Raw genomic sequence first — 25645 nt, 5'->3', positions numbered from 1 at the left:
TTTTAAAAGGTAACGTTAACTCCTAATGTAAAAGTTCTTGGTCTAGGATACTGAAGGTAATCAATGGAAGCGGAAGGCAATCCATTTGCTGGTATATTAGTCGTACTTACCTCTGGGTCCAGACCACTGTAATCTGTGATTAGAAACAGGTTTTGACCATTCAAACTAAGACGCATACTCTTTAAAGCTCCATCACCACTCAGAGGAACATTATAAGAAATTGAAGCAGATTGAAGTCTTACAAAGTCACCTTTTTCTAAAAAGTAGGTGCTTGGATTTGTTGAAGATAAATTATCACCCCTGTCTAAAACACTTTTTAAATTGTTTCTACTTCCAATCTGAGGAAGTGCAAACAGTGCATTTGCCGTGTTGTTGTAAACATAATGGCCAAATTGTCCCGAGAAGAACAAGGAAGCATCCCAGTTCTTGTAGGAGGCACTTGTTGAGAATCCCGCAGTGATATCTGGAAGACCGGATTTGTCTAGAATAGTTGGCTCTGCATCTACGTTTAAGTTATCATCAACCAGACGTAAGTTATAAGTAAATAGAGACCTGCCTTCTGTTAAAATCTGGCTTGTTGCACCTGTTAATCCTTGCCCGAATAGATTACCCGCCTGAAGGTTAGGACCGTCGTATTCGGTTAACTCGTTTTCATTGTATGCAATGTTAAAGTTAGCATTCCAGGTGAAATCCTCGGATTGGACAATATCATAATCCACACCAAATTCGATACCCTGGTTAACAATTACTGCATCAACATTCTGGAAAACAAAAGGAGTTGTTGCTGGCTGAACCGCAGGTAAATTCAATAGGATGTCTCTTGTTTCTTTCCTGTACAAATCAATATTACCTGTCAATCGGTCATTACCCAGGCCAAAATCGATACCTAGTCCGTATTGTGTGGTTTCTTCCCATTTGAGGTCAGGGTTGGCAAATGCTACTTCAGAAGTGGCCGGAGTGTTTATTTGCGAATTAGGGTTAATTCCTCCATCTGCCCACCTTGTTCTGTTTACAAATTGACCGTAGCCAATACCATCCTGGTTACCGGTAATACCCCAGTTCAATCGCAACTTCAGGGTTGAGAAGGAATCTCCCATGAAATCTTCTTCATTGATTTTCCAGGCAAAAGCAGCAGAAGGGAAATAACCATACTGATTATTGCCACCAAACCTTGAAGATCCATCAGCCCTTAGTGTCGCAGTGAACAGGTACTTGTCCATTAAGGTATAGTTAACCCTCCCGAAGAAGGATTGTAATTCATCTGTGTTATCAAAAGTATTAACACCAAATGCATCGATAGGAATACCTGGTACAGGTAGAACAGAGTTATCTGAAGGAGACGGGAATAAGCTTAATACTCTGAATTCCCGTACACCAGTATCTTGAAATACACCTATGCCATATTGCTGATAATTGTCAGCAAGGTTTTTTGTGGAATTATAGGTGTCCTGGGTAATGGATATGATTTGGTTCAAATCTGAGCTCGCGTAACCCTGACCCAAAAGGAACTGCCCTTGTCTGTTAAAATCCTGGAAAGAATAACCAACCAGGGCATCTATAGAAGAATTTTCAAACTCTTTTTTATAGGTGGCTGTCAATTCCATCAAAAGGCTTTCCGTATCTAAATAACTAACCGCAGCCCTACCATTATTGATTGCACCATTATCTATCGCTACAATCTGTGGCCCTACAACCTGACCCCTGACAGATTCAGAGGTGTCCATACCTAAAGTCAATTTAGCTGAAAACTCCTCGGTTATGTCATACTCAAAAGACAGGTTTCCGAGAAATCTATCCGTATTAGTATTGTCATCGTAGTATTTCAACAGGTTTGCCGGGTTTCTGTCTGGATTGGTATTGAAATCAGGGTCTGCATTCAAAGTAGGGTTGGAATAATAAGCAGCAGACAGTAAGTCTCCGGTACTACCGGATGTTCTACTTATAAAAGGAGACTTGTCATTTACCCTGGAAAGAGTCGCTTGCAGACTTACTCTTAATTTATCATCAAAAAATCTGTGATTCGCGTTTATCCTTCCTGTAATACGTTCCAGTTCGGTGTTTTCAATAACACCAAATTGTTTGGCGTATCCAAAGGTTGCCCTTACATTTCCTTTTCCGTAATTCATGGCATAGGACAAGTTATTATCCGTTGAGGCTGCAGTCCTGAAGATGTAATCCTGCCAATCAGTATTACCACCTAGATCGGAACCACCCCTTTCAACAAATTCATCTGCACTTAAAAGGTCGTATCGGTCTGCCGTTCCAGCAAAGCTCAGGTTAGTGGAAAAATTCCATTGCCCTTGTGCACCTCCGGCTTTTCCTGATTTTGTAGTAATTACCACAACACCATTTGCACCTCTGGAACCATAAATAGCAGTAGCAGAAGCATCTTTCAGGATACTCATGCTTTCAATATCATTAGGGTTCAGGAAATTCAATGGGTTTCTGGCACCAGCGTCACCAACACCAAGGTCAGCTGTACCTGAGGTAACACCATCATTAGAAACAGGGACACCGTCAATAACGAATAAAGGACTGTTGTTGGCCCTAACGGAACCTGTACCTCGAATTCTCAGAGCTATTCCTGCTCCAGGCTCACCACTGGATTGAGTGATCTGAACACCGGCAGTTTTACCTTGTATTAATTGCTCAGGAGATGAAATAACCCCGCCGTTAAAGTCTTCCGATGATACGGAGGCAACTGCTCCGGTAGCGTCCTTAACAGTAGTGGTACCATAACCAATGATAACTACTTCATCCAGCGCCTGCGCGTCTTCCTGCAGCACTACATTGATAGTAGATCTTCCGTTAACAGGGACTTCCTGCGTACTGTAACCAATGTAACTAAAGACCAGCGTAGCATTTGCATCTACGTTACTTAAGGTGTAGTTACCGTCGAAGTCTGTTTGCGTACCAGTAGTAGTACCTTTCACTACAACACTAGCTCCTGGTAAAGGACCGTTAGCATCTGTAACCGTACCTGATACTTCTTGTGCTTCAACCAGTCCGAAGCACAAAATGGCCCCAACCAATAAAAAGCTTTTAAGTAGCGTAATCTTCATAGATAGTTAATTTTAAGTTTAGTTAATTTTAATTCTAAGGGTTAAACATATATAAAATAAATGTTAATACATTTAAATATAAATGGCTATCAAGCACGAAACCGTTTTCGTGTTGATAACTTTTTGGTTCTGACGGATACATAATAATGGCATATAAAAATTATGTTATCCTGAATTTGGGGGTGAATTTATTGCCAAAACCCGAACAAATATAATATTTTTTTTATACGGTCAACTTTGAAGCTATAATTTACGGGCGCTTTCTGACCCTTATTGATCCTTACCATAATTATTTCTTTACCATTTTTTTTAAATATCTTTAACACCTTTTATGTTAAAGGCAGTCCGGAACAATTTCTTATAAAAAAAGCTTGAAGCGAAAGATAACACTTAAGGATATTGCCAGGGAACTCGATGTTTCCATTTCTACTGTTTCAAAAGCTTTGAAGAACAGTGAGGAAATTAGCAGGGATACAAAAGAGAAGGTACAGGCATTTGCCAGGCTGTACAATTACCGTCCCAATAACATCGCGATCAGCCTCAAAAACAAGAGGACCAAGAATATCGGGGTAATCCTGCCGGATATTGTCCATCATTTTTTCACCACTGTCTTTCACGGTATAGAGAAATACGCCAATGCCCGCGGATACAACGTTATTGCCTGCATCTCCGATGAATCATTCGACAAGGAGGTGATCAATATGGAAATGTTGGCTAATGGCAGTATCGACGGATTTATTATGGCCCTTTCTGCGGGAACCCAGCTAAAAAACGATTACAACCATCTCAGACAAGTAACCGATCAGGGCATCCCCCTTGTGTTGTTTGACAGGGTAACCGACGAGGTGGCCTGTGACAAAGTGGTTATCAATGATGAAGAGGCAGCCTACCTCGCGGTAAAGAAAATGATAAACTCAGGTCGCAAGCGCATCGCCCTATTAACTTCCGAAGCACATTTTAATGTCAGTGAGAAGCGGGCAGAAGGATATTACAGGGCTTTACGGGAACATAGCCTGCCTGTGGATGAGGAATTGGTTCTGGTTTTGCCACATATGTATCATGAGGAAAACTTAAGCGAAGGATTCTTTAGACGAACAAATCCCGATGCCGTCCTTTGCGTGAATGAAATTTACGCTGTACGCAGTATGAGGCATCTACAAAGTCAGGGTAAGCGCATACCTCAGGATGTTGCGGTAATTGGCTTTACTGACGGGATTCTTTCCAGATATTCCATTCCCTCACTTACTTCTATTGCCCAGCACGGTGAGCTTATGGGTGAAACAGCAGCCCGATTGCTGGTGGATCGCATAGAAGCCGATTTTCGGGATATGGATGAGCCTGAGTACATTACTGAGGTAATTAAGGCTAGTATTATTGATAGGGAATCAACAGATTAATTATTTAGTTAAGCCAAATATGGGGAAACGGGGATTTATTTTTGATTTGGATGGGGTTATTGTGGACACCGCCAAATACCATTACCTGGCCTGGAAGAACCTTGCCAATGAACTTGGGTTTGATTTTACCGAAGAACAGAACGAGGCCTTTAAGGGAGTAAGCCGTCGCAGGTGCCTGGAGATCCTTCTTGAACTGGGTGGCATAACGGTGGATGAGGCTCAGTTTGAGCAATGGCTTCATGAGAAAAACGAAGACTACCTTTCCTACATCGCCAGAATGGACGCCTCCGAAATTTTGCCTGATGTGCCCAGGGTCCTGAATTTCCTCAAAGAAAACCATGTGCCCATGGCGTTAGGCTCGGCGAGTAAAAATGCCATTCCAATATTGGAAAAAGTGGATCTATTGTCTTATTTTGACACGGTTGTGGATGGCAACAAGGTTACCCGGGCAAAACCGGATCCGGAAGTATTTCTGATCGCAGCCAGGGATATACAGGTGTCACCAGAAAACTGTGTGGTTTTTGAAGACGCTGTTGCCGGGATTGAGGCTGCAAATTCAGCAGATATGATAAGCGTTGGGATCGGAGACCCCGGGGTCCTGTCAGAAGCACAGCATGTTTTTAAGGATTTTACTGAGATCGATATAAAATTTATTAAACAACTAGTACATATATAGAATGAATCAGGATTATATTAAACCGGATAACTGGTCTATTATTGAAGAAGGATTCGACCCGGAACAGGTAAAGTCGTCCGAAAGCCTTTTCAGCCTTGGCAATGGGGCCATGGGGCAAAGGGCTAATTTTGAAGAGCGCTACACCGGATCCACCTTCCAGGGAAGTTACATTGCCGGGGTATACTATCCCGACAAAACCCGGGTGGGCTGGTGGAAGAATGGATACCCGGAGTATTTTGCCAAGGTGCTCAATGCCCCCAGTTGGATTGGCATTGACGTGGAGATTAATGGGGAGGTGCTCGATCTCAACACTTGTAAATCGGTCTCAGATTTCAGAAGGGAACTAAATATGAAGGAGGGCTGGTACCAAAGGACATTCAAGGCTACCCTGCCAAATGGAATCCAGATTGACGTAAATGTACTGCGCTTCCTTAGTCTGGTGCAGGACGAACTGGGTGCAATCCGGTATAGCGTGACACCACTTAACAAGGCAGCAGAGGTTGTCTTTAAACCCTATCTCGATAGCGGAATAAAGAACGAGGACAGCAACTGGGACGACCAGTTCTGGAATACCACCGAAGTGCTTTCCGAAGGCAGGCAGGCATTCATAGAGGCCCATACCATGAAGACGCATTTTGAAACCTGCACCTTTATGGACAACCTTCTTTTTAAAGGTGGGGAAGAGCAGGAAACAGAACCCGAACTCAATCAGGAACCCTTGAAGGTAACGCATTCATATGCGGTTAGGGCAGAAAAGGGAGAGGCTGTTCAGCTCGTAAAGTTTGCAGGCTATACCGTATCCCGAAATCATAAGGCGGATGCCCTGATACAGGCTGCAAAGGAAACCCTGTCTATGGCTCGGGATAAAGGATTTGACCAATTACTAGCCGAACAGGCCGATGCCTGGGCCAAAATATGGGAAATGAGCGATATCACCATCAAAGGCGACCAGAAAGCACAGCAGGGTATCCGGTTCAATATCTTCCACCTTAACCAGACCTACCTGGGAACGGATTCCCGACTCAATATTGGCCCCAAAGGCTTTACAGGTGAGAAATACGGGGGTAGTACTTACTGGGATACGGAGGCGTATTGTATACCTTTTTATATGGCCACCAAGGACCACCACGTTGCCCGCAACCTTTTACAGTATAGATACAACCAGCTGGATAAGGCTATTGAGAATGCTGAAAAGCTCGGATTTGAAAATGGGGCTGCACTCTATCCTATGGTAACTATGAACGGTGAAGAATGCCATAATGAATGGGAGATTACCTTTGAAGAGATACACCGAAATGGAGCTATTGCATTTGCGATTTACAATTATTACCGTTACACCGGCGACTATTCCTATATCCCGGAGATGGGACTGGAAGTCCTGATCGGGATTGCCCGCTTCTGGTACCAGCGCGCTACTTTTTCAAAATTCCGGAACAAATATGTTATCCTTGGAGTAACCGGACCCAATGAGTACGAGAACAATGTGAACAACAACTGGTACACCAATTATACCGCCCGCTGGTGTATACAATACGCACTAGAGCAAATCCAGAAAGTGAAAGAAGGCTATCCGGAAGACCACGGTCGCATCATGGGCCATACCAAATTAACCGCTGCGGAACTGGAAGGCTGGTCTACCGTTGCCGAGAACCTGTATTTCCCACGCTCGGAAGAATACAATATTTATTTGCAGCAGGATGGTTTTCTGGATAAGGAACTGGTTACCGTGGAAGACCTGGATCGGTCTAACCGACCTATTAACCAGAAATGGAGCTGGGACAGGATCCTGCGATCCCCTTATATCAAACAGGCAGATGTGCTTCAGGGATTCTATTTCTTTGAAGACCACTTTACATTGGATGAACTGGAAAGGCATTTCGATTTCTATGAGCCATTCACTGTGCACGAGTCTTCCCTGTCTCCCTGTGTACACAGTATACAGGCGGCTAAACTGGACAGGATGGATCAGGCATACCAGTTTTACCTGAGGACTTCCCGCCTGGACCTGGACGATTACAACAAGGAGGTGGAAGAAGGCCTGCACATTACCTCCATGGCGGGTACCTGGATGAGCGTGGTGGAAGGTTTTGGCGGGATGCGTATCCGGGACGATAAACTCAGCTTTAATCCTCGCATTCCTGAAGAATGGGAATCTTATTCCTTTAAGATCAATTTCCGCAGCAGGATCATTACGGTCAATGTTACGAAATCCGGCTCTTCATTTGAACTGGAAGGAGCTGAGGAAATGTCCATTCGGGTAAACGGAAAACGACTGGTGTTGAACTCCAACGCAGTAACCTACGCATGAGATGGGTAAAGGATCAGAATCCCAGGGGTGTTCTCAGTTCTCCCGTTATGGGTTTCTGTTCTTTGTTTTCATTTCAGCTGTGAATATGGGTTTAGCCCAGGTAGAGCGGATAGAACCACCCAACTGGTGGGTGGGGTTTGAAGACCAGAAGCTGCAACTGCTACTATATGGGGATGGAATAGGGCAGGGTAGCGCAAAACTAGATCATTCTCAGGTTAGCCTGGAGGCAATACACAGAGCTGATAGTCCCAATTACCTGTTTCTGGACCTTATAATCCAAGAGGGAACTCCAGCCTGCCAGCTGGAGTTTGAGTTGGAGCAGCCTGGCAAAGCTCCCCGTACATTTACATATGAATTGCGGGAACGCGAACATGATTCCTCGGTTTTTACCGGTTTTTCAGCGAAGGATGCCATTTACCTGATTACCCCTGATCGTTTTGCCAATGGCGTTAAGGATAATGATGAGGAGCCCGCTATGCGTGAGAAAGCTATAGACCGAAAAGATGATTACGCCAGGCACGGAGGGGATATTAGGGGTGTCATCAACCATCTGGATTACATTTCCGATATGGGATTTACAGCCATCTGGCCCAGTCCGCTGCTTGAAAACGATATGCCGGAACAATCCTACCACGGTTATGCCATAACAGATTTTTACCGGGTAGATCCCAGGTTCGGAACATTGGGGGACTACCGTGAGCTGGCAGATAAAGCAAGGGAGAAAGGAATCAAACTCATCATGGACCAGGTGGCCAACCATTGCGGGCTTTACCACTGGTGGATGCAAGACCTGCCCTTTTCGGACTGGATAAACGACCAGTCTGCCTTTGAAAATGGTAAAGACGTAAAAACCTCCAACCACAGGAGGACCACGCACCAGGACCCCTATGCATCTAGGTACGATAAAGATCTTATGGTTGACGGGTGGTTTGTAACGGCCATGCCCGATCTAAATCAGGAGAACACTTTTTTAGCCAACTACATTATACAAAACAGTATCTGGTGGATTGAGACTTTGGGCCTTGGTGGAATACGCCAGGATACTTATCCTTATCCGGACAAACACTTTATGGCCAGCTGGGCAAAACGCATCATGCTAGAGTACCCGGATTTTTCCATAGTGGGAGAAGAATGGAGTTACAACCCCCTGCTAGTGGCTTACTGGCAGGATGGGATGCCAAACAAAGACGGGTACCGGTCTTATTTGAAGTCCACAATGGATTTTCCCATGCAGCGTACGCTGGTGGAATCACTCGTGGAAGAGGAAGACTGGAATAGCGGGCTGATCCGGTTGTATGAGGCTTTGGCAAATGACTTCCATTATGCAACCCCAGAGGATTTGTTGCTCTTCGCTGATAATCATGATATGGACCGTGTTTTTACCCAGGTAAATGAAGACCCGGTGCTTGCCAGAATGGCACTGGCCTTTGTGCTCATTGCACCGAGGATACCCCAAGTATACTACGGCACGGAGATCCTGATGGAAAATACTGCAAAACCGGATAGTCATGGGCTGATCCGGTCCGATTTTCCCGGAGGCTGGGAAGGGGATTCCGTAAATGCTTTTACAGGGGAAGGGCTAACATCGGAACAAAAGGAAATGCAGCAATTCCTGAAAAAAATCCTGCAATTCCGCAAGGAAGAAAAAGTCCTGCATGGTGGACGTACAAAACATTTTGCCCCCAATGATGGGGTTTATGTGCTGTTTCGATTTCTGGGGGATAGTAAGGTGGTGCTAATCTTGAATAAAAATAAAAAAACGGTTGAACTGGATTTATCCCGCTTCGCAGAAATGGACCTTGAAGGAAAACGGATGCGCAACATAATTTCAGGAGAAATTCTTGATTGGACGGGCAGTCTCCTGCTGAAGGAGAGGGATGCCCTGATACTCACTAATGTGAAATAAGAGCTTTATGCGTTTATGGGCTATAATACTACTTTGCTTTTTGGCTTCCTGTGCGGAGAGTCCGAAAACAACTTCAGATCAAAAACAAGAGGAACAGATGCAATTTAAGAGTAAAAAGGTCATTTATCAGGTATTTACCAGGCTGTTCGGCAACACCAATACTACCAATACCCCATGGGGAACACTTGAGGAGAACGGGGTGGGGAAATTTTCGGATTTTTCGGATAAGGCCCTTGAGGAAATAAAAGGGCTTGGGGTTACACACATTTGGTATACCGGGGTGCCCCATCATGCCCTGGTAACCGATTACAGCAAATACGGTATTTCTGCAGATGATCCGGATGTTGTCAAGGGCAGGGCAGGATCGCCATATGCGGTAAAGGATTATTACAATGTGAATCCCGATCTGGCAAATGATCCCGGGAAACGCCTGGAAGAATTCCAGGAATTGATTGCACGTACGCACAGGGCCGGGTTAAAACTGCTGATCGACATAGTTCCCAACCATGTAGCCCGTAACTATGAGGGAGCCTCTACACCGGAAGGCAAACGACCTTTCGGGGCAGATGATGATGTAACATTGGTGTATAAAAGGGACAACGATTTTTACTACATCCCGGATCAGGCTTTTCAGGTCCCCGATATTCCGGAAGAATTCAAACCTCTGGGAGGAGATGCACATCCGTTATCCGATGGATATTTTGATGAAAACCCCGCCAAATGGACCGGTAATGGTTCCCGACTGGCCAAACCCAATTTCAACGATTGGTATGAAACAGTGAAGATTAATTATGGGGTTCGCCCGGATGGATCCTACGACTTCGATACCTTGCCTCAGGGAATAGATGAAGAAGACCACAATGTACATTATCAGTTCTGGCAGGATAAAGATGTTCCGGGGTCCTGGGAAAAATTCCGGGACATAGCCTGGTACTGGCAGGAAATGGGAGTAGATGGTTTCCGTTTTGATATGGCCGAGATGGTTCCGGTAGAATTCTGGAGCTACCTCAATTCTCATATTAAAGCGAAGAACCCGGATGCCCTGTTGCTTGCCGAGGTGTATAACCCTTCATTATACAGGGACTACATCAAAAAAGGGAAAATGGATTACCTCTATGATAAGGTAGAATTGTATGACAGCATCAAGCATATTATGCAGGGGCATGGATGGACAGACCATATTCCTGTTGTTCAGAAAGGACTTATGGACATTGAGCACCACATGCTGCATTTCCTGGAAAACCATGATGAACAGCGAATAGCCAGTCCGGATTTTGCAGGGGATGCGGAAAAAGGAAAACCAGCCATGGTAGTCTCCGCTACAATCAGTACTTCCCCTACCATGGTATATTTTGGACAGGAAGTGGGGGAACCGGGTGCAGAAAGGGCTGGGTTTGGCAGTCCGACCAGGACCTCTATTTTTGATTATATCGGGGTGCCCCAACACCAAAGATGGGTAAATAACAAAAAGTTCGATGGTGGTCAACTGTCTGAAAAGGAAATGGCCCTACGGGATTTCTACCAGCGCCTCCTCAATTTCACTGTAAAAAGTGAAGCCCTAATGGGAGCCTATGAGGAAATCCATTTTTACAATAAAGAGCACACACCGGGCTATGACCACAGGCTACTTTCTTACGTCCGATGGTCGGAAAGGGAAAAGCTGGTGGTAATCAGCAATTTTGACGCTGAACGCTCCTATGATTGTGATCTTAAAATCCCAGGCCACATTGTCCAAAACTGGGCATTGGAAGATGGCACCTACTCCGTTCGGGATGCCTTGTATGGAGAAGAGAATGTTTTGGAAATAAAGGAAGGTGTTGGACATATTCCGGTCAAACTCGAACCACTTCAGTCCTATATTTATGCTGTAGGGGATTAAAGACCCGGGTTAAGAAAGCATTAAATCTGAAGCGCTTAGCCTGAGGGTGAGCTATTCTAATTGTAGTTTTGATCGAACACTTAAAAAGTCAGACATGCGTAAACTTTCGTTAATTTTTATACTGTTTTTTTTGGTAGCTTGTAATTCAATGGGGCAGGACTATTTGGTAATCGGGCATCGCGGTGCAAAAGGGCATGAAATGGAGAATAGCCTGCCATCTGTTCAGAAGGCGCTCGACCTGGGGGTGGATATGATCGAAATAGATGTTTTCAGGATTAAAAGCGGAGAAATTGTTGTTTTCCACGATAAGAAATTGAAACGCCTGACCAATGCTTCAGGGTATATTGAGGAATTCAATTTGACGGATCTCAGAAAGGTGGAACTTAAAGGAGGTCATGAGATTCCCTTGCTCGCGGATGTGATAAGCCTTATAGACAAAAAAGCAGATCTCAACATTGAACTCAAGGGTGCGGGAACTGCCGAGCAGGTTAACCATATCATGAGCTATTTTGTGGAAGATCACGGCTGGACATGGGATAATTTTGTGATTTCAAGTTTTAACTGGGATGAGCTCAGGGAGATGCGCAAATTGAACCTTGAAGTTCCCATTGCGGTACTCACCGAATCAGATCCACTAAAAGCCATTCCAATGGCACAGGAACTCAGGGCTGTTGCCATCAACCCGAATTATCGCAGATTGAATGCTTCCAATATTGAAGAAATGCACAAGGCAGGATTCAAGATCTATACCTGGACGGTAAACGATCAGGAATCGATTCAAAACCTGATTGAGCTCGGGGTGGATGGTATTATAAGCGATTACCCGGAACGCGTGCCCCGATAGGCAAAAGTATATTTAGGAGAGGAATAAATACAGCAAAGCGGCTACAACGGCCCCAATAATGGGACCTAAGATGGGTATCCAGCTGTAACCCCAGTCACTCCCGCCTTTATCCTTAATAGGCAGTACAGCGTGGGCGATACGCGGCCCCAGATCCCTCGCTGGATTAATAGCATATCCGGTGGTTCCGCCAAGGGAAAGCCCAATGCCCCAAACCACGAGTGCCACAGGAAGGGCTCCCAGTGAACCAAGACCTATGATCTGGTCTGTATCCTGAAGGGTCGCATCTGTAAAATACAATACGGCAAAAAGGAGTACAAAGGTTCCGATTATCTCGCTGAAGAGATTCAAAGGAGTATTTTTGATGGCTGGTGATGTAGAAAAAACGCCCAGCTTTCTGGCAGGTTCGGGAGTGGCATCAAAATGGTCTTTGTGCAGTAACCACACAACCACTGCTGCAACAAATGCGCCTATTAACTGTGCCCCCACGTAGGCGGGAACATCAGACCAGGGGAATTCCCCGGCAAAGGCCAGACCTATGCTTACGGCCGGGTTTATATGTGCCCCGCTGTAGGGTGCGGCTACCAATACGCCAATGTAGACGGCAAAGGCCCATCCTGTGGTAATTACGATCCAGCCACTTCCCTGTCCCTTGGTGCCTTCCAGTACCACGTTGGCATTAACCCCGCAACCCAGGAGCATGAGTAAAAAAGTACCTACTATTTCGGCATAAATGGGTTCCATATTCGAATAGTTTAAATGGATTTACTCCAGAATTCCAGTGCTTTAATTGCGCGGTACCAACCCGCTATATCTGCTTCAATCCCCGCTCTTTCCGAAGTAGGGGTAAAAGAGGTTTCTGCCTCCCATATTTTTTCAATATCCTGTAGGTCTGACCAGTAACCTACGGCTAAGCCGGCAAGAAAAGCTGCACCCATAACCGTGGTTTCCACCACTTTGGGGCGTACGGTTACCGTATTCAGGACATCGGCCTGGAATTGCATCAATAAGTCGTTTACGGTAGCTCCCCCATCTACCCTTAATTCACCTATAGCTATCCCGGAATCGGCCTCCATAGCCTTAACGATGTCCAGGGTCTGATAAGCAATTGCTTCCAGTGCGGCCCTGGCAATATGCGCATCTGTACTACCCCGGGTTAAGCCAAAAAGGGTTCCACGAGCCTTTTGATTCCAATGAGGAGCCCCGAGTCCGGCAAATGCCGGTACAAAATACACCCCGCCCGAATCGGGAACAGAAGTGGCAAGTGCTTCCACGTCCGAAGAATGTTCAATGATCTTAAGGCTATCGCGAAGCCATTGCACAACCGCCCCTGCTATGAATATACTTCCTTCAAGCATATACTGGGTTTTCCCACCAATCTGCCAGGCAACCGAAGTCAGCAGGTTATTTTCGGAAACAATAGGCGTTTCGCCAATATTCATTAGCATAAAGCAACCTGTTCCATAGGTGTTTTTTACCATGCCTTTTTGGGTGCACATCTGCCCGAAAAGGGCCGCCTGCTGGTCGCCCGCAATACCTGAAATGGGCACCGCTTCACCCAGGAATTCCCTGGAGCTCTTCCCGTATATTTCACTGGACTGCCGTATTTTGGGGAGCATCTTCCTCGGGATATCCAACAATTGTAGTAAATCCTCGTCCCAATCCATGGTATTGATATTGAAAAAAAGCGTTCTGCAGGCATTGGTAGGATCCGTTATATGCAGTTCCCCCTTGGTCATATTCCAAATGAGCCAGGTATCGATGGTTCCCAGGAGCAACTCCCCTGATTTCGCCCTCTCCCTTGCACCTTCCACATTATCGAGGATCCATTTTACCTTGGTTCCGGAAAAATAGGCGTCTATTACCAGGCCGGTATTGTTTCTGATGAGTTCCTCGTACCCCTCTGATTTTAACTGATCACAATAATCTGACGTACGCTTATCCTGCCAGACAATGGCCGGATAGACAGGTTTCCCCGACTTTTTCTCCCATACAACTATAGTTTCACGTTGGTTGGTAATGCCAATTCCATCAATTTGAGAGGCACTGATCCCCTTTTCTTCAAGGGCTTTTCTGGCCATTTTTGACTGGGTTGCCCAGATTTCAAGAGGGTCGTGCTCAACCCATCCGGGATTCGGGAAATACTGAGTAAATTCTTCCTGCGCTGTAGAGATGATCTGTCCTTGCTTATCAAAGACTATGGCGCGACAGCTGGTCGTTCCCTGATCAAGGGCCAAGATGTAGTGTTCCATTAATCCGGAGATGTTGGTTTGGTCTTTGTGCTCTGGTTTAAATGTAAATTATTTAATCGATTCTTCATAATGAGTATCGGCTTTTGAACATGAATGTATCCGATCTGTTCCTTTGACATGCTAGTCTTTACACTCCATTAATTCAGCATCCAGATGCGGTAATTGAGCAGGGAGGCAAAACATACCCACAGGAAATAAGGCATTAGCAGGTAGGCTGCGGTTTTGCTCACAATATTAAACCAGCGTATGGTTGCCAGGATGAGCATCATGAGCACCAGGATCACCAGGAGCGCCCAGAAAGGACTTTGAAATCCAAAAAAAACCACGCTCCATAGAGCATTGAAAAGCAATTGAAACCCAAAATGATAGAGCCCTGTCTTTACCCATTTATGGTAGAAGCCTTTTGACCATACTATACCAGCCGATACCCCCATCATAATATATAGCAAAGTCCAAACGGGGCCGAAAATCCAATTAGGGGGATTAAAAGAGGGTTTATTGAGGGTTGCATACCAATCGCCAACAGAGCTCTGGGTGGCAAATCCGGATAAGAACCCAATAAGAAGGCACACTCCCACGGAAATGGATATGTAGAAGACCTGTTTTTTCAATTTTGGCTGGCTTGCACCCTAAAATAGCAAAATAATTTAATAGGTGTCAAAAGCAAAGTCCGCTAAAGGCTATCTTTGCAAAAATGCAATTCAAAATGACTGAGAAGGACTTTATTCCGTCCGACCTGTTTAACCCTACAGATCAAGGGGTAATACATTCCGAATCTCCAAGCAATATTGCGCTCGTCAAATACTGGGGGAAATTCCCCGATCAGATTCCGGCCAATCCCTCCATAAGTTTTACCCTGGATACCTGTGCAACGTCTACCACTGTAGAGTACAATGCGCTGCCAGCTAAAACGGGAAAAGCGTCCTTTGAATTCTTTTTTGAAGGAAAACCCAAACCCGATTTTGAGCCAAAGCTTCAGACCTTTTTTGACAGGACCGCTAAGTATTTGCCATTCCTCAAAAACTACCATCTGAAGATTTCCTCTTCCAATTCCTTTCCCCATAGCAGCGGGATTGCTTCTTCGGCCAGCGCCATGGCCGCTTTGGCCAGCAGCCTTGTTGAACTGGAAAGAAGGCATAATCCGGAAATGGACCGGCAATTTGCGAACCTAAAATCCTCTTTCCTGGCACGATTGGGTTCCGGCAGTGCCTGCCGCAGCATATCAGGAAGCCTTGTGGTTTGGGGAGAACATGCAGATATTCCAGGCAGTTCTGATTTATATGGGGTTCCCTTTCCCGATACTATTGCCAAAATTTTTCAGGATTACCAGGATACCATTCTGCTGGTGCATCGCGGTCAGAAGCAGGTGAGCAGTACGGTTGGCCACAAGCTTATGGAAGGCCACCCCTTTGCAAAACAAAGGTTTGAGCAGGCACACAGTAATCTAAGAAGGATAAAAGAGGTTATGATTAGCGGTGACCTGGATGCATTCGTGGACCTTGTTGAGCGCGAAGCACTGACCCTTCACGCTATGATGATGACCAGTTCGCCCTACTTCATCCTGATGAAACCAAATACGCTCTCCATCATCGAAAAGGTATGGGAGTTCAGGCGCAATACAGGGCTGCCGCTGTGTTTTACACTGGATGCAGGGGCCAATGTACATCTGCTATATCCAGGCCAGAATAAGGAGAAAGTTTTACAATTTATTAAGAATGAGTTAGTTGCGTATTGCGAAAACGGACAGTATATTTGCGACCAGCTTGGTGAAGGCACCAAAATTTCCTAAGGCATGAGCCCGTTTGGAAATAAAATGTAAATTTGAATTAGCATTACGCCAGAAATAATATGAAAGGCCCGCTCTTTTATTCCAAAATCCTGTTATTTGGTGAGTATGGGATCATTAAAGATTCCAAAGGCCTGTCGATCCCGTATAATTTCTTCAAGGGGGCCCTTAAGAAGTCAGCAGACCTGGATGGCACAGCCCAAAAATCCAATCAAAGCCTGTATAATTTCGCCTTACATCTTAAAAAACTTCAAACGGAATCACCTCAACTGGTAACTTTTGACATGGAAAGCCTTCTGGGCGATATAGAAGAGGGCTTGTATTTTGATAGTTCCATTCCTCAGGGTTATGGGGTAGGGAGCAGCGGGGCACTTGTTGCTGCAGTTTATGACCGTTATGCTTTTGACAAAATTACCGTCCTTGAGAACCTTACCCGCGAGAAATTACTTAAACTCAAGGAGATTCTGGGTAAAATGGAATCTTTTTTCCACGGCAAATCTTCCGGGCTTGATCCTTTGAATAGCTACCTAAGTCTGCCTATCCTTATCAATTCCCAGGACCATGTGGAATCTACCAGTATCCCTTCTCAGAACCTTCAGGGTACGGGGGCTGTATTTCTTTTAGACAGCGGGATCACGGGTGAAACGGCTCCCATGGTGGAAATATTTATGGAAAAGCTCAAAAATGAGGGATTCCGTACCGTACTTAAGGACCAGTTTATCAAACATACGGATGCCTGTGTAGAGGACTTTATAAGTGGCAATATCAAGTCACTTTTCAGCAACCTCAAGGAACTTTCCCATGTGGTTTTCGATCATTTTAAGCCTATGATACCCAAGGAGTTTCATCAACTCTGGAGGCAGGGCATAGAAACCAATGATTACTACCTGAAGCTTTGTGGTTCCGGGGGTGGAGGTTATATCCTTGGCTTTACACAGGATATCGAAAAAGCGCGCAGGGCCCTGAAAGGGCATTCCCTTGAAGTGGTATATACCTTCTAAATACCCCTCTTTATGCTTAGCAGAAGAAACAGACTCTTGTTGCTCAAGATGTTGAGCCTTTTCTCTATTGTCAGGGGGTACAACGTATTGATGATCATCCTGGCACAATACCTGGCTTCGGTTTTTATTCTCTCGCCAGACCTGCCGCTAAGAGAAGTGGTATTGGACCCTAGCTTGTCTGTGCTTGTACTGGCTTCCGCCCTGGTAATAGCGGGGGGATATATCATCAATAGTTTCTACGACTCGGAGAAGGACCTGATCAATAAACCACATAAATCCATGCTGGATCGCCTGGTGAGCCAGCGAACCAAACTTTCGGCATATTTTGTGCTCAACTTTTTAGCGGTATTGCTGGGCAGTTACATTTCATTCCGGGCCTCGGTGTTCTTTTTGGCCTATATTTTTGGCATCTGGTTGTATTCACATAAACTGAAACGCATTCCCTTTATTGGGAACCTGGTGTCTTCTACACTGGCGATTACTCCGTTCTTTGCGGTCTTCGTTTACTACAGGAATTTTGAAACGGTCATATTTGTGCACGCGATATTCCTGTTTTTGCTAATCCTTGCCCGGGAAATGGTTAAGGACCTGGAAAACATAGCTGGTGATCTTGCACAGGCCTACCGAACAATTCCGATACTGTACGGAACCCTTTTTTCCAAGGTAACCATTATGTTCCTGATCCTGCTTACCCTGGTGCCTGCCTTGCTTCTGATCCGCAAATTTGATGTGGGATATATGTATTTGTATTTTATGGCAAGTATAGTGCTGTTAATTCTTTTCCTTATCCTGCTCTGGAAGGCAGAAGGAAAAAAGCATTACATCTGGCTTCATAACATACTTAAGTTTACCATAGTAGCTGGTGTATTCAGTATCTTGCTTATCGATATAGATTTAGTACTTAACAGGTTATTTTAATGGATAATTACCTCAAAGTAGGCCTGGCCCAGATTGCGCCGGTATGGCTGGATAAGGCTGCAACCACGCAGAAGATAATGGACTGTATGGAAGAGGGCGCCTCGAACAAAGCGGAATTACTGGTTTTTGGTGAGGCTTTATTACCCGGATATCCCTTTTGGCTGGCCTATACCAATGGTGCCGGCTGGGACCTGAAGATAAATAAACAGCTGCACGCTCACTATAGTTGCAATGCAGTAACACTGGAAGCCGGAGAACTTGGTCGGGTCTGTGATCTCGCGGCTAAATTGCATTTGGCTGTATACCTCGGGATTATCGAAAGGCCCTTGGACCGCGGAGGGCACAGTTTGTATTGCTCTTTAGTTTACATTGATGGTACAGGAAAAATCAGGTCTGTGCACCGAAAGCTGCAACCCACTTATGACGAACGTTTAACCTGGGCTCCGGGGGATGGGCATGGGTTAAGGACCCACTCCCTGAAGCAATATACCCTGGGGGGACTCAATTGCTGGGAAAACTGGATGCCATTACCCAGGGCTTCACTCTATGCACAGGGCGAAAACCTCCATATTGCGGTATGGCCTGGCAACCTGAATAACACCAAAGATATTACCCGATTCATCGCCAGGGAATCCAGGAGTTATGTGATTTCTGTTTCTTCCCTTATGAGGAAGTCCGATTTTCCCAAGGATACCCCCTATCTGGATGTACTACAACAAAATACACCTGAAGTAATGGCCAATGGTGGTTCCTGTATTGCAGGACCGGATGGTGAATGGATACTTGAACCAGTAGTGGATGATGAGGGCATACTCTACGCCAGCCTGGATATTAACCGTGTTTTTGAAGAACGTCAGAATTTTGATCCTGCAGGGCATTATTCAAGGCCGGATGTTACCCAACTTCACCTGAACAGGGAACGTCAATCAACCCTGAAAGACAAAGCGGATAATCCCCTTTAAAGTAAACAGAATCAGGGGTATTGTTTACCTTTGCCCCCTTAACACAGAATAATGGAAAAGCCCAGAAGGAATTATAAATCGGGTAGACCCCAGCATCAGAAAGGTAATGCAGGATCCCGAAAAGCCGTTAAACCAAAGGGTGGGCCATCAGGGAAACCCGAAGATTCCGGTCTTATCCGTCTGAATAAATATGTAGCCAACAGCGGCGTTTGCTCCAGAAGGGAGGCAGATACTTATATCGCAGCCGGCAATGTGACTGTTAATGACAAGGTGGTTAGCGAAATGGGATATAAAGTGAAGCCTGGTGACACGGTTCGTTTTGACGGCAGGTTGCTCAATCCGGAAAAGAAGGAGTATGTATTGCTTAACAAACCCAAGAACTTCATTACTACCACCAGTGATGAAAGGGGCAGGAGGACAGTAATGGAACTGATTTCCAGTGCATCAAAAGCCCGTTTGCTTCCGGTAGGCCGACTAGATCGAAACACTACAGGTTTATTGTTGTTCACAAATGATGGGGACCTGGCCAAAAAATTAACCCACCCCAGGCATGGAGTACGGAAAATTTACCATGTAGAGTTGAATAGAAGCCTAAAAGACGAGGATTTGAAGAAGATCCGGACAGGCTTGAAGCTCGAGGATGGTCCTGTTGTGGTAGATGAGGTTAGTTATATCAAGAATGCGCCCAAACGGGAAGTCGGAATTAAAATCCACAGTGGTAGAAACCGTATCGTGAGGCGGATTTTCGAACACCTTGGTTATGAAGTTGTTAAACTGGACAGGGTAGTGTTTGCGGGCCTCACTAAAAAAGATCTTCCCAGGGGCCACTGGAGGCATCTTACTCCTCAGGAAGTGATCAACCTGAAAATGATTCAGTAGGTCAGGGGCTGGCCTGCAAATCGCCGCGAAGCATACGGCTTACATTTTCCCAAAAGGCATACACAGCCGGATCGGAAATATTTACTTCCAGATCCCCCAGATGACCTTCAACCAGCAACTTTAAATAAGAAATCTGGTCATTATCCCCATAAAAATCTTCAAAAGCCATTTCCCAGTCCTTAAACCACCTTTCCGGTCTATTGCCATGGGATATTAATTCCATATCCGTATGGCGCGGGTCATTTTTTATTTTATCAAACAGTTTCAGGACCCGAATCTGATTGCCTTCGAGATACTGTAAAAATTCGCCCTCGTGGAAAAGCAAACATCCTGTAATGCCCTGTTCTGAATTGTAGGGCCTTGCTTTTTCAAGCATTTCCTGTATTTGTACCGGGCCAAATCCCGGAACAGCCCTGGACCTGTATACGAGTGCGAACATATTTATAAAACTATTTCTAAAAGGAAAAGTACAAAATTTCAGGGCTCCTTCTCCCTATAAATTCTATCTTATCCTTTAAGTGCCTGCTCCATTTTTCGGGTTATCTCCCCAAGGCATAAGTTTCCAATGCTACCTTCATGGGTATGTTCCAGTTTCTTGTTTGGCTGGTAACTGCCACTGGCAATATCTTTTCCGAGTTTCTTGTAGGCATCCCTGAAGGGCATCCCTTCCTTAACCAGTGCATTAAGGTTTTCCACGCTGAACAGATAATCGTATTTGGAGTCATTCAGAATATCTTGACTCACTTCTACCTGTGCCATACTGAAGGTGGTGATCTCCAGGCAACTCTTCAGAGTTTCAATAGCGGGGAGTATATTTTCCTTTAACAGCTGCAGGTCCCGATGGTAGCCACTAGGCAGGTTATTTGTCAGCATGATCAAGGTATTGGGAAGGGATTGAAGCACGTTGCATTTGGCCCTGATCAGTTCAAACACATCCGGATTTTTTTTATGTGGCATTATGCTGCTCCCCGTAGTTAATTGATCAGGGAAAGAAATAAAGTCAAAATTCTGACTCATATACAGGCAGCAATCCATAGCCAGTTTGCTAAGGGTACCCCCCAGGCTGGCCATGGCAAAGGCCAGAGATTTTTCCACTTTACCGCGCCCCATTTGAGCTGCTACCACATTGTACTTCATGGTTTCGAATTCCATTAATTCCGTGGTATATGAACGGTCTATGTTAAATGAACTTCCATAGCCCGCTGCACTTCCCAATGGGTTCTGGTCCGTAATTTTCCGGGCAGCTTTCAATAAGTGGATATCATCAATAAGACTTTCCGCATAACAGGAAAACCATAAACCGAAAGATGAAGGCATGGCAATCTGCAGATGCGTGTAACCAGGGATCAGGACAGATTTATGGGTTTCCGCAAGAGTTATAAGGAGCGTAAATAATTCAGATACGGCGGTTTCAATGGACTTAATTTCATCCTTCAGGTAAAGTTGCATGGCAACCAGTACCTGATCGTTGCGGGAACGGGCCGTATGTATTTTTTTCCCGGTATCCCCAAGTTTTTGGGTCAGCAGGTATTCGATTTTAGAGTGCATGTCCTCAAAACCTTCTTCAATCGTAAACTCACCCTTTTCAATGGAGTTTTCAATGGCTTTCAGCTCTTCCAGGAGCGCATCTCCTTCTTTCCTGGAGATCAGGCCAACCCTGGCCAGCATCTTTGCATGTGCCATTGAGGCTTTTACATCATAGTACGCCAGGACCAGGTCCAGTTCCCGGTCATTTCCAACCGTGAAGGCTTCAATTTTTTTATCTGTGCTTTGTCCTTTATCCCATAGTTTCATATCCTGCTTCTTTACTTTTCGAGGTAATGCTCATAAGTCTAATGATTGTTCTGGTTTTTCCAAAAACTTATGGAGCAAATTAATATAGAGTTGAATACCTTCTTCCACTTCACGTACATAGATAAATTCATCTGCAGAATGGGAGCGGGTGCTGTCTCCCGGACCAAGTTTCAGTGACTGGCAATCCAGTGCTGCCTGGTCCGACAATGTTGGGGAACCATAGGTTTCCCTTCCCAGTGCAATTCCGGCTTGTACCAAAAGGTGGTCCCGACTAATCGATGACGAATTCAGGCGTAGCGATCGTGGTTTTATAGCGCAGGGCGCTTCCCTTTCCAGGATTTCGGCAATTTCTTCATTGGAATAACAATCATTGACCCTTGCATCGATAACCAGATCAATTTTAGCCGGAACCACGTTATGCTGGGAGCCTCCATTGATTTGGGTTACGGTTAGTTTTACCTCCCCGAGGACTTCCGAAACCTTTTCAAACCTATAATTCTTAAACCATTCCAGTACTTGAATGCTGTTGTAGATGGAGTTATTGTTATTTGGATGTGCGGCATGGGATGGGGTTCCCTTGATCTCAGCATCAAAGACGATAAGTCCTTTTTCGGCTACCGCGAGCTGCATCAGTGTAGGTTCACCAACAATAGCCACGGCGATCTCAGGCAAGTGAGGAAGCAATCCCCTGAGGCTTTTGTCACCGGCCGTTTCTTCTTCAGCTGTAGCTGCAATGATCAGATTATGGCTGAGATTTTCCCAGTTATAAAAATGCACAAAGGTGGCCATAAGAGAAACAAGGCTGCCCCCGGCATCATTACTTCCCAGGCCGTATAATTTCCCATCCTCAATATGTGGATGAAATGGATCTCTGGTGTATGCTTTATTGGGCTTTACCGTGTCGTGATGCGAATTAAGCAACAGGGTGGGTTTAGATGGGTCAAAATACTTGTTAAAAGCATAAACATTGTTGTGCCATCTCTTTACGGGTATTCCAAATTCGTGGAACCAGAGTTCAATGGCTTCAGCGGTGTTTTCTTCCTCAGATGAAAAAGAAGGTGTGGAGATCAGGTCCTTAAGAAGCCCCAGCGCCTTTTCTGTCAGTATTTGCAGTTCATTTTTCATAAGCTTAGGGTTGTATAAAGGCTTTTGCCGGATTCCAGCATGGATATATTTCCAATACAGACCCGCGCTACTTTGGATTTAAGCGCCCTGAAACTATTTTCCATTTTTGGCAGCATCCCATCCGTTATAATGCGGTCAGTAATCAACTGCTGGTATGAAGTCCAATTGATATCGGGTATAACAGACTGCTCATCATCTTTATCCATAAGAACTCCCTGTTTTTCAAAACAGTAATATAGGGTAACCTTATAGTTTGAACTCAGGGCAATGGCCAGTTCTGCTGCTATGGTATCTGCATTGGTATTAAGCATTTGCCCCTTTTGGTCGTGGGTCAGAGCGCAAAAAACAGGAACCATACCCATCTCGAGAAAGTTTTTTAATGCTGATGCGTTGACCCCGCTAATATCTCCCACTAAACCAAAATCTACCTTAGTTACCGGTCTTTTGTATGCCTGTACCAGGTTGGCATCGGCACCGCTTAAACCCAGGGCGTTACAATCCATAGCCTGTAATGTACCTACTATTTTCTTGTTTACCAGGCCGGCATAAACCATCAATGCCACGTCAAGGCTGCCCGCATCGGTGATGCGCCTGCCTTCAATCATTTTTGACTTAATCCCTAATTTTTGCCCGATTTCCGTGGCTTTCTTACCACCCCCGTGAACCAGTATTTTATGCGTGTCCAGGGCGCTGAAAAGCCTCAGGAAGTTGTTGAGTTCACTGGAATTCTCAATTACATTACCGCCAATTTTTACAATGCTAAGTTCCCTCTTCATTCCTAAATTATTACAGCGTTAGTCCTTCCAGTAATTTCTTCAGCACCAGTTGAGCCGAATAAGTTCTGTTATTTGCCTGTTGAATCACCAAAGATTGTTCACTTTCAAGCACGGCATCTTCCACCACTACGTTTCGCCTTACGGGAAGGCAATGCATAAATTTCGCATCCCCGAGCTTTTCCTTTGTAACCATCCAGTCCTGATCTTCACTGACCACCTGCCCGTATTGCTCAAAGCTGCTCCAGTTTTTGGCATAGACAAAATCTGCCCCTTGCAGTGCTTTTGCCTGATCGAAATAAACCGGGGTATTCCCTATGATGGACTTATCCAGTTCGTAGCCTGACGGTTGCACTATAGAAAGGTCCACAGGCATGCGTTGCATGATTTGTACAAATGAATTGGCAACGGCATGTGGCAGGGCCCTGGGATGAGGTGCCCAGGTAAGCACCACCCTGGGTTGTTTTTTAATGCGGTTTTCTTCCAGGGTAATGGCATCGGCCAGGGCTTGCAAGGGGTGCCCTAATGCACTTTCCAGATTGACAACTGGTATGGTTGCATGTTGCAGGAATCCGTTAAGGACAGGTTCCGACTCGTCCAGTTCTCTGTTTTCTAATTGAGCAAATGCCCTGATTCCCAAAATATCGCAATACTGAGATACTACCCGTGCAGCTTCCCTGATATGTTCGGCACTTTGGCCATTCATTACAGTACCATCGGCAAATTCCAGTGCCCAGCCTTCTTTGCCAAAATTCATCACCATCACATCCATACCCAGGTTGATGGCTGCTTTCTGTGTGCTTAGGCGGGTCCTAAGGCTATTATTAAAGAACAATAGCCCCAGGGTTTTGCCTTTTCCCAGATGCAAGTGCCCCCTGGGATCCTTTTTTAAAGCTTTTGCATCTTCAAGCCAGTTGCCCAGGGATGGTATATCTAAAACAGAGGTAAAGTGTTTCATGAAAGCGCGGCTTTAAGTGCGATAAAAAATTGTTGGAGTTCATCGCGTTTTACTCCCAGCGATGGCAGAATTCGCAATACATGCCTGTCTTTCGCGCCCCCGGTAAATATTTGGTGTTCATAAATCAGTTTTTCGCGCAAAGGCGCTACTTCAAAATCGAATTCAAGACCCAGCATAAGGCCGCGCCCTTTGACCCTTTTTACCTGTGGAATTTTTGCAGCCTCTTCCCTGAAAAAACCTTCTAAAGCGGCGGCATTAGCAATCAGGTCTTCAGACTCCAGTACTTCCAGCACTGCCAGGACAGCTGTACAGGCCAGATGGTTTCCGCCAAAGGTCGTTCCAAGGATCCCAAAGGAAGCCCTGATCTTTTCATGTATCAGGATCCCCCCAACCGGAAAGCCATTTCCCATGCCTTTCGCCATGCTTATGATATCGGGTTCCACCCCATAATGTTGAAAGGCGAAGAATTTCCCGCTTCTTCCGAAACCGGATTGCACCTCATCTGCTATGAGCATAACCTTATGCTTATTGCAGCTTTCTGCAAGGAAGTGGTAAAAGGCTGTGGAAGGCTGATCCAGTCCGCCAACCCCCTGTATAGCTTCCAGTATAACGGCACAGACATCTCCTTTTGCCAATTCCCTTTCCAGAGATTCCCTGTCCTCGAAATCAAGGAAAGTCACCTGGTGCTGACTGTTCAGTGGGGAAGTTATTTTAGGGTTGTCGGTAACGGCAACTGCTGCTGAAGTTCTTCCGTGAAAACTATTGTTAAAGGCAATGACCCTGGATTTACCCGTATGAAAAGAAGCTAGTTTCAAAGCATTCTCATTGGCTTCGGCCCCGGAATTGCATAGGAACAATTGATATTGTTCGCAATGTGCCATTTTGGAGAGTTTGTAGGCCAGTTTTTCCTGAAGGGGATTGGCAACAGAATTACTGTAGAAGCCCATTTTATCTAACTGCGCTTTCAGCCGGCTCACATAGGTGGGGTGGGAGTGCCCTATTGAAATCACGGCATGGCCCCCGTAAAAATCAAGATACTCTTTCCCATCTTCATCCGTGATAGTGATTCCCCGGGCTGAGACCGGCGTAACTTTATAAAGGGGGTAGACATCAAAAAGTTTCATTTGC

21 protein-coding genes are annotated in these 25645 nt (G+C 45.3%); 11 read left to right on the top strand and 10 right to left on the bottom strand.

What is annotated here, in order from left to right; translation table 11 throughout:
- Window positions 1-2: 2 nt before the first annotated feature.
- Window positions 3-3062, bottom strand: coding sequence for a SusC/RagA family TonB-linked outer membrane protein (locus tag OO016_RS01030; protein ID WP_266010165.1), 3060 nt, complete (start codon window positions 3060-3062; stop codon window positions 3-5).
- A gap of 371 nt (window positions 3063-3433) precedes the next feature.
- Between OO016_RS01030 and OO016_RS01025 the strand changes: the two genes are divergently transcribed.
- The 6 genes from OO016_RS01025 (at window position 3434) to OO016_RS01000 (ending at window position 12072) form a co-directional block, all read left to right on the top strand.
- The gene (locus tag OO016_RS01025) at window positions 3434-4459 is read left to right on the top strand and encodes a LacI family DNA-binding transcriptional regulator (RefSeq protein WP_266010164.1); all 1026 of its coding nucleotides are present in this window, start codon (window positions 3434-3436) and stop codon (window positions 4457-4459) included.
- A gap of 19 nt (window positions 4460-4478) precedes the next feature.
- Window positions 4479-5135 carry a beta-phosphoglucomutase gene (gene pgmB / locus OO016_RS01020; protein WP_266010163.1) on the top strand — a complete coding sequence of 219 codons (657 nt, stop codon included), beginning with the start codon at window positions 4479-4481 and terminating at the stop codon, window positions 5133-5135.
- Window position 5136: 1 nt separating this feature from the next.
- Window positions 5137-7443 carry a glycoside hydrolase family 65 protein gene (locus OO016_RS01015; protein WP_266010162.1) on the top strand — a complete coding sequence of 769 codons (2307 nt, stop codon included), beginning with the start codon at window positions 5137-5139 and terminating at the stop codon, window positions 7441-7443.
- Between the two features lies 1 nt (window position 7444).
- Complete coding sequence (locus OO016_RS01010; RefSeq protein ID WP_266010161.1) at window positions 7445-9349, top strand: glycoside hydrolase family 13 protein; 1905 nt, start codon at window positions 7445-7447, stop codon at window positions 9347-9349.
- Between the two features lie 7 nt (window positions 9350-9356).
- On the top strand, window positions 9357-11228 hold the full coding sequence (locus OO016_RS01005; RefSeq protein ID WP_439649294.1) for an alpha-amylase family protein: 1872 nt from the start codon (window positions 9357-9359) through the stop codon (window positions 11226-11228).
- 94 nt (window positions 11229-11322) lie between these two features.
- Window positions 11323-12072 (top strand): glycerophosphodiester phosphodiesterase, encoded by a 750-nt coding sequence (locus OO016_RS01000; protein ID WP_266010160.1) that lies wholly within the window; start codon window positions 11323-11325, stop codon window positions 12070-12072.
- 12 nt (window positions 12073-12084) lie between these two features.
- Here OO016_RS01000 and OO016_RS00995 read toward each other — a convergent pair whose 3' ends face one another.
- The 3 genes from OO016_RS00995 to OO016_RS00985 all read right to left on the bottom strand — a co-directional run bounded on the left by OO016_RS00995 (window position 12085) and on the right by OO016_RS00985 (window position 14932).
- A complete protein-coding gene (locus OO016_RS00995; protein ID WP_266010159.1) occupies window positions 12085-12813 on the bottom strand; it encodes an MIP/aquaporin family protein in 729 nt (242 codons plus the stop codon).
- A gap of 11 nt (window positions 12814-12824) precedes the next feature.
- A complete protein-coding gene (glpK, locus tag OO016_RS00990; protein ID WP_266010158.1) occupies window positions 12825-14321 on the bottom strand; it encodes a glycerol kinase GlpK in 1497 nt (498 codons plus the stop codon).
- 137 nt (window positions 14322-14458) lie between these two features.
- Window positions 14459-14932 (bottom strand): TspO/MBR family protein, encoded by a 474-nt coding sequence (locus OO016_RS00985; protein ID WP_266010157.1) that lies wholly within the window; start codon window positions 14930-14932, stop codon window positions 14459-14461.
- A gap of 95 nt (window positions 14933-15027) precedes the next feature.
- Between OO016_RS00985 and OO016_RS00980 the strand changes: the two genes are divergently transcribed.
- From OO016_RS00980 to OO016_RS00960, 5 genes are read left to right on the top strand one after another with little or no spacing between them, the layout of a single operon-like run.
- Window positions 15028-16110: a diphosphomevalonate decarboxylase gene (locus OO016_RS00980; protein WP_266010156.1), complete on the top strand. Its 1083-nt coding sequence runs from the start codon at window positions 15028-15030 to the stop codon at window positions 16108-16110.
- A gap of 59 nt (window positions 16111-16169) precedes the next feature.
- Window positions 16170-17108, top strand: a complete 939-nt coding sequence (locus OO016_RS00975; protein ID WP_266010155.1) for a mevalonate kinase family protein — start codon at window positions 16170-16172, stop codon at window positions 17106-17108.
- Window positions 17109-17120: 12 nt separating this feature from the next.
- Window positions 17121-18026 (top strand): geranylgeranylglycerol-phosphate geranylgeranyltransferase, encoded by a 906-nt coding sequence (locus OO016_RS00970; RefSeq protein WP_266010154.1) that lies wholly within the window; start codon window positions 17121-17123, stop codon window positions 18024-18026.
- Entirely contained in the window at window positions 18026-18988 is a 963-nt protein-coding gene (locus OO016_RS00965) for a carbon-nitrogen hydrolase family protein (RefSeq protein ID WP_266010153.1), read from the top strand. Before OO016_RS00970 ends, OO016_RS00965 begins: the two co-directional genes overlap by 1 nt.
- Window positions 18989-19039: 51 nt before the next feature.
- Window positions 19040-19867, top strand: coding sequence for a pseudouridine synthase (locus tag OO016_RS00960; protein WP_266010152.1), 828 nt, complete (start codon window positions 19040-19042; stop codon window positions 19865-19867).
- Between the two features lies 1 nt (window position 19868).
- Here the strand turns inward: OO016_RS00960 and OO016_RS00955 are convergent, their stop codons facing one another.
- From OO016_RS00955 to OO016_RS00930, 6 genes are all read right to left on the bottom strand, one after another.
- Window positions 19869-20306 (bottom strand): BLUF domain-containing protein, encoded by a 438-nt coding sequence (locus OO016_RS00955; RefSeq protein ID WP_266010151.1) that lies wholly within the window; start codon window positions 20304-20306, stop codon window positions 19869-19871.
- A 68-nt stretch (window positions 20307-20374) separates the two neighbouring features.
- Complete coding sequence (gene argH, locus OO016_RS00950) at window positions 20375-21661, bottom strand: argininosuccinate lyase (protein WP_266010150.1); 1287 nt, start codon at window positions 21659-21661, stop codon at window positions 20375-20377.
- Window positions 21662-21691: 30 nt separating this feature from the next.
- Window positions 21692-22786, bottom strand: coding sequence for a M20 family metallo-hydrolase (locus OO016_RS00945; RefSeq protein ID WP_266010149.1), 1095 nt, complete (start codon window positions 22784-22786; stop codon window positions 21692-21694).
- Entirely contained in the window at window positions 22783-23562 is a 780-nt protein-coding gene (argB, locus tag OO016_RS00940) for an acetylglutamate kinase (protein WP_266010148.1), read from the bottom strand. Before argB ends, OO016_RS00945 begins: the two co-directional genes overlap by 4 nt.
- 10 nt (window positions 23563-23572) lie before the next feature.
- Entirely contained in the window at window positions 23573-24517 is a 945-nt protein-coding gene (locus tag OO016_RS00935; protein ID WP_266010147.1) for an N-acetylornithine carbamoyltransferase, read from the bottom strand.
- Complete coding sequence (locus OO016_RS00930) at window positions 24514-25641, bottom strand: aspartate aminotransferase family protein (protein WP_266010146.1); 1128 nt, start codon at window positions 25639-25641, stop codon at window positions 24514-24516. Before OO016_RS00930 ends, OO016_RS00935 begins: the two co-directional genes overlap by 4 nt.
- Window positions 25642-25645 lie beyond the last annotated feature (4 nt).

The organism is Lentiprolixibacter aurantiacus, from assembly GCF_026241225.1.
GTDB lineage: Bacteria > Bacteroidota > Bacteroidia > Flavobacteriales > Flavobacteriaceae > Lentiprolixibacter > Lentiprolixibacter aurantiacus.
The sequence above is the reverse complement of the archived record's forward strand: the minus strand, read 5'-3'. Positions and strand labels throughout refer to the sequence as shown.

Excerpts from the sequence above, each read along its gene's own strand:
- OO016_RS01005 (WP_439649294.1), top strand. The coding sequence starts at position 9,357 with ATGCGTTTATGGGCTATAATACTACTTTGCTTTTTGGCTTCCTGTGCG.
- argB (WP_266010148.1), bottom strand. The coding sequence starts at position 23,562 with ATGAAGAGGGAACTTAGCATTGTAAAAATTGGCGGTAATGTAATTGAG.
- OO016_RS00995 (WP_266010159.1), bottom strand. The coding sequence starts at position 12,813 with ATGGAACCCATTTATGCCGAAATAGTAGGTACTTTTTTACTCATGCTC.
- OO016_RS00970 (WP_266010154.1), top strand. The coding sequence starts at position 17,121 with ATGCTTAGCAGAAGAAACAGACTCTTGTTGCTCAAGATGTTGAGCCTT.
- pgmB (WP_266010163.1), top strand. The coding sequence starts at position 4,479 with ATGGGGAAACGGGGATTTATTTTTGATTTGGATGGGGTTATTGTGGAC.
- OO016_RS00930 (WP_266010146.1), bottom strand. The coding sequence starts at position 25,641 with ATGAAACTTTTTGATGTCTACCCCCTTTATAAAGTTACGCCGGTCTCA.
- OO016_RS01015 (WP_266010162.1), top strand. The coding sequence starts at position 5,137 with ATGAATCAGGATTATATTAAACCGGATAACTGGTCTATTATTGAAGAA.
- OO016_RS00935 (WP_266010147.1), bottom strand. The coding sequence starts at position 24,517 with ATGAAACACTTTACCTCTGTTTTAGATATACCATCCCTGGGCAACTGG.
- OO016_RS00975 (WP_266010155.1), top strand. The coding sequence starts at position 16,170 with ATGAAAGGCCCGCTCTTTTATTCCAAAATCCTGTTATTTGGTGAGTAT.
- OO016_RS00965 (WP_266010153.1), top strand. The coding sequence starts at position 18,026 with ATGGATAATTACCTCAAAGTAGGCCTGGCCCAGATTGCGCCGGTATGG.
- OO016_RS00980 (WP_266010156.1), top strand. The coding sequence starts at position 15,028 with ATGACTGAGAAGGACTTTATTCCGTCCGACCTGTTTAACCCTACAGAT.
- glpK (WP_266010158.1), bottom strand. The coding sequence starts at position 14,321 with ATGGAACACTACATCTTGGCCCTTGATCAGGGAACGACCAGCTGTCGC.
- OO016_RS00945 (WP_266010149.1), bottom strand. The coding sequence starts at position 22,786 with ATGAAAAATGAACTGCAAATACTGACAGAAAAGGCGCTGGGGCTTCTT.
- OO016_RS01030 (WP_266010165.1), bottom strand. The coding sequence starts at position 3,062 with ATGAAGATTACGCTACTTAAAAGCTTTTTATTGGTTGGGGCCATTTTG.
- OO016_RS01000 (WP_266010160.1), top strand. The coding sequence starts at position 11,323 with ATGCGTAAACTTTCGTTAATTTTTATACTGTTTTTTTTGGTAGCTTGT.
- OO016_RS00955 (WP_266010151.1), bottom strand. The coding sequence starts at position 20,306 with ATGTTCGCACTCGTATACAGGTCCAGGGCTGTTCCGGGATTTGGCCCG.
- OO016_RS00960 (WP_266010152.1), top strand. The coding sequence starts at position 19,040 with ATGGAAAAGCCCAGAAGGAATTATAAATCGGGTAGACCCCAGCATCAG.
- argH (WP_266010150.1), bottom strand. The coding sequence starts at position 21,661 with ATGAAACTATGGGATAAAGGACAAAGCACAGATAAAAAAATTGAAGCC.
- OO016_RS01010 (WP_266010161.1), top strand. The coding sequence starts at position 7,445 with ATGGGTAAAGGATCAGAATCCCAGGGGTGTTCTCAGTTCTCCCGTTAT.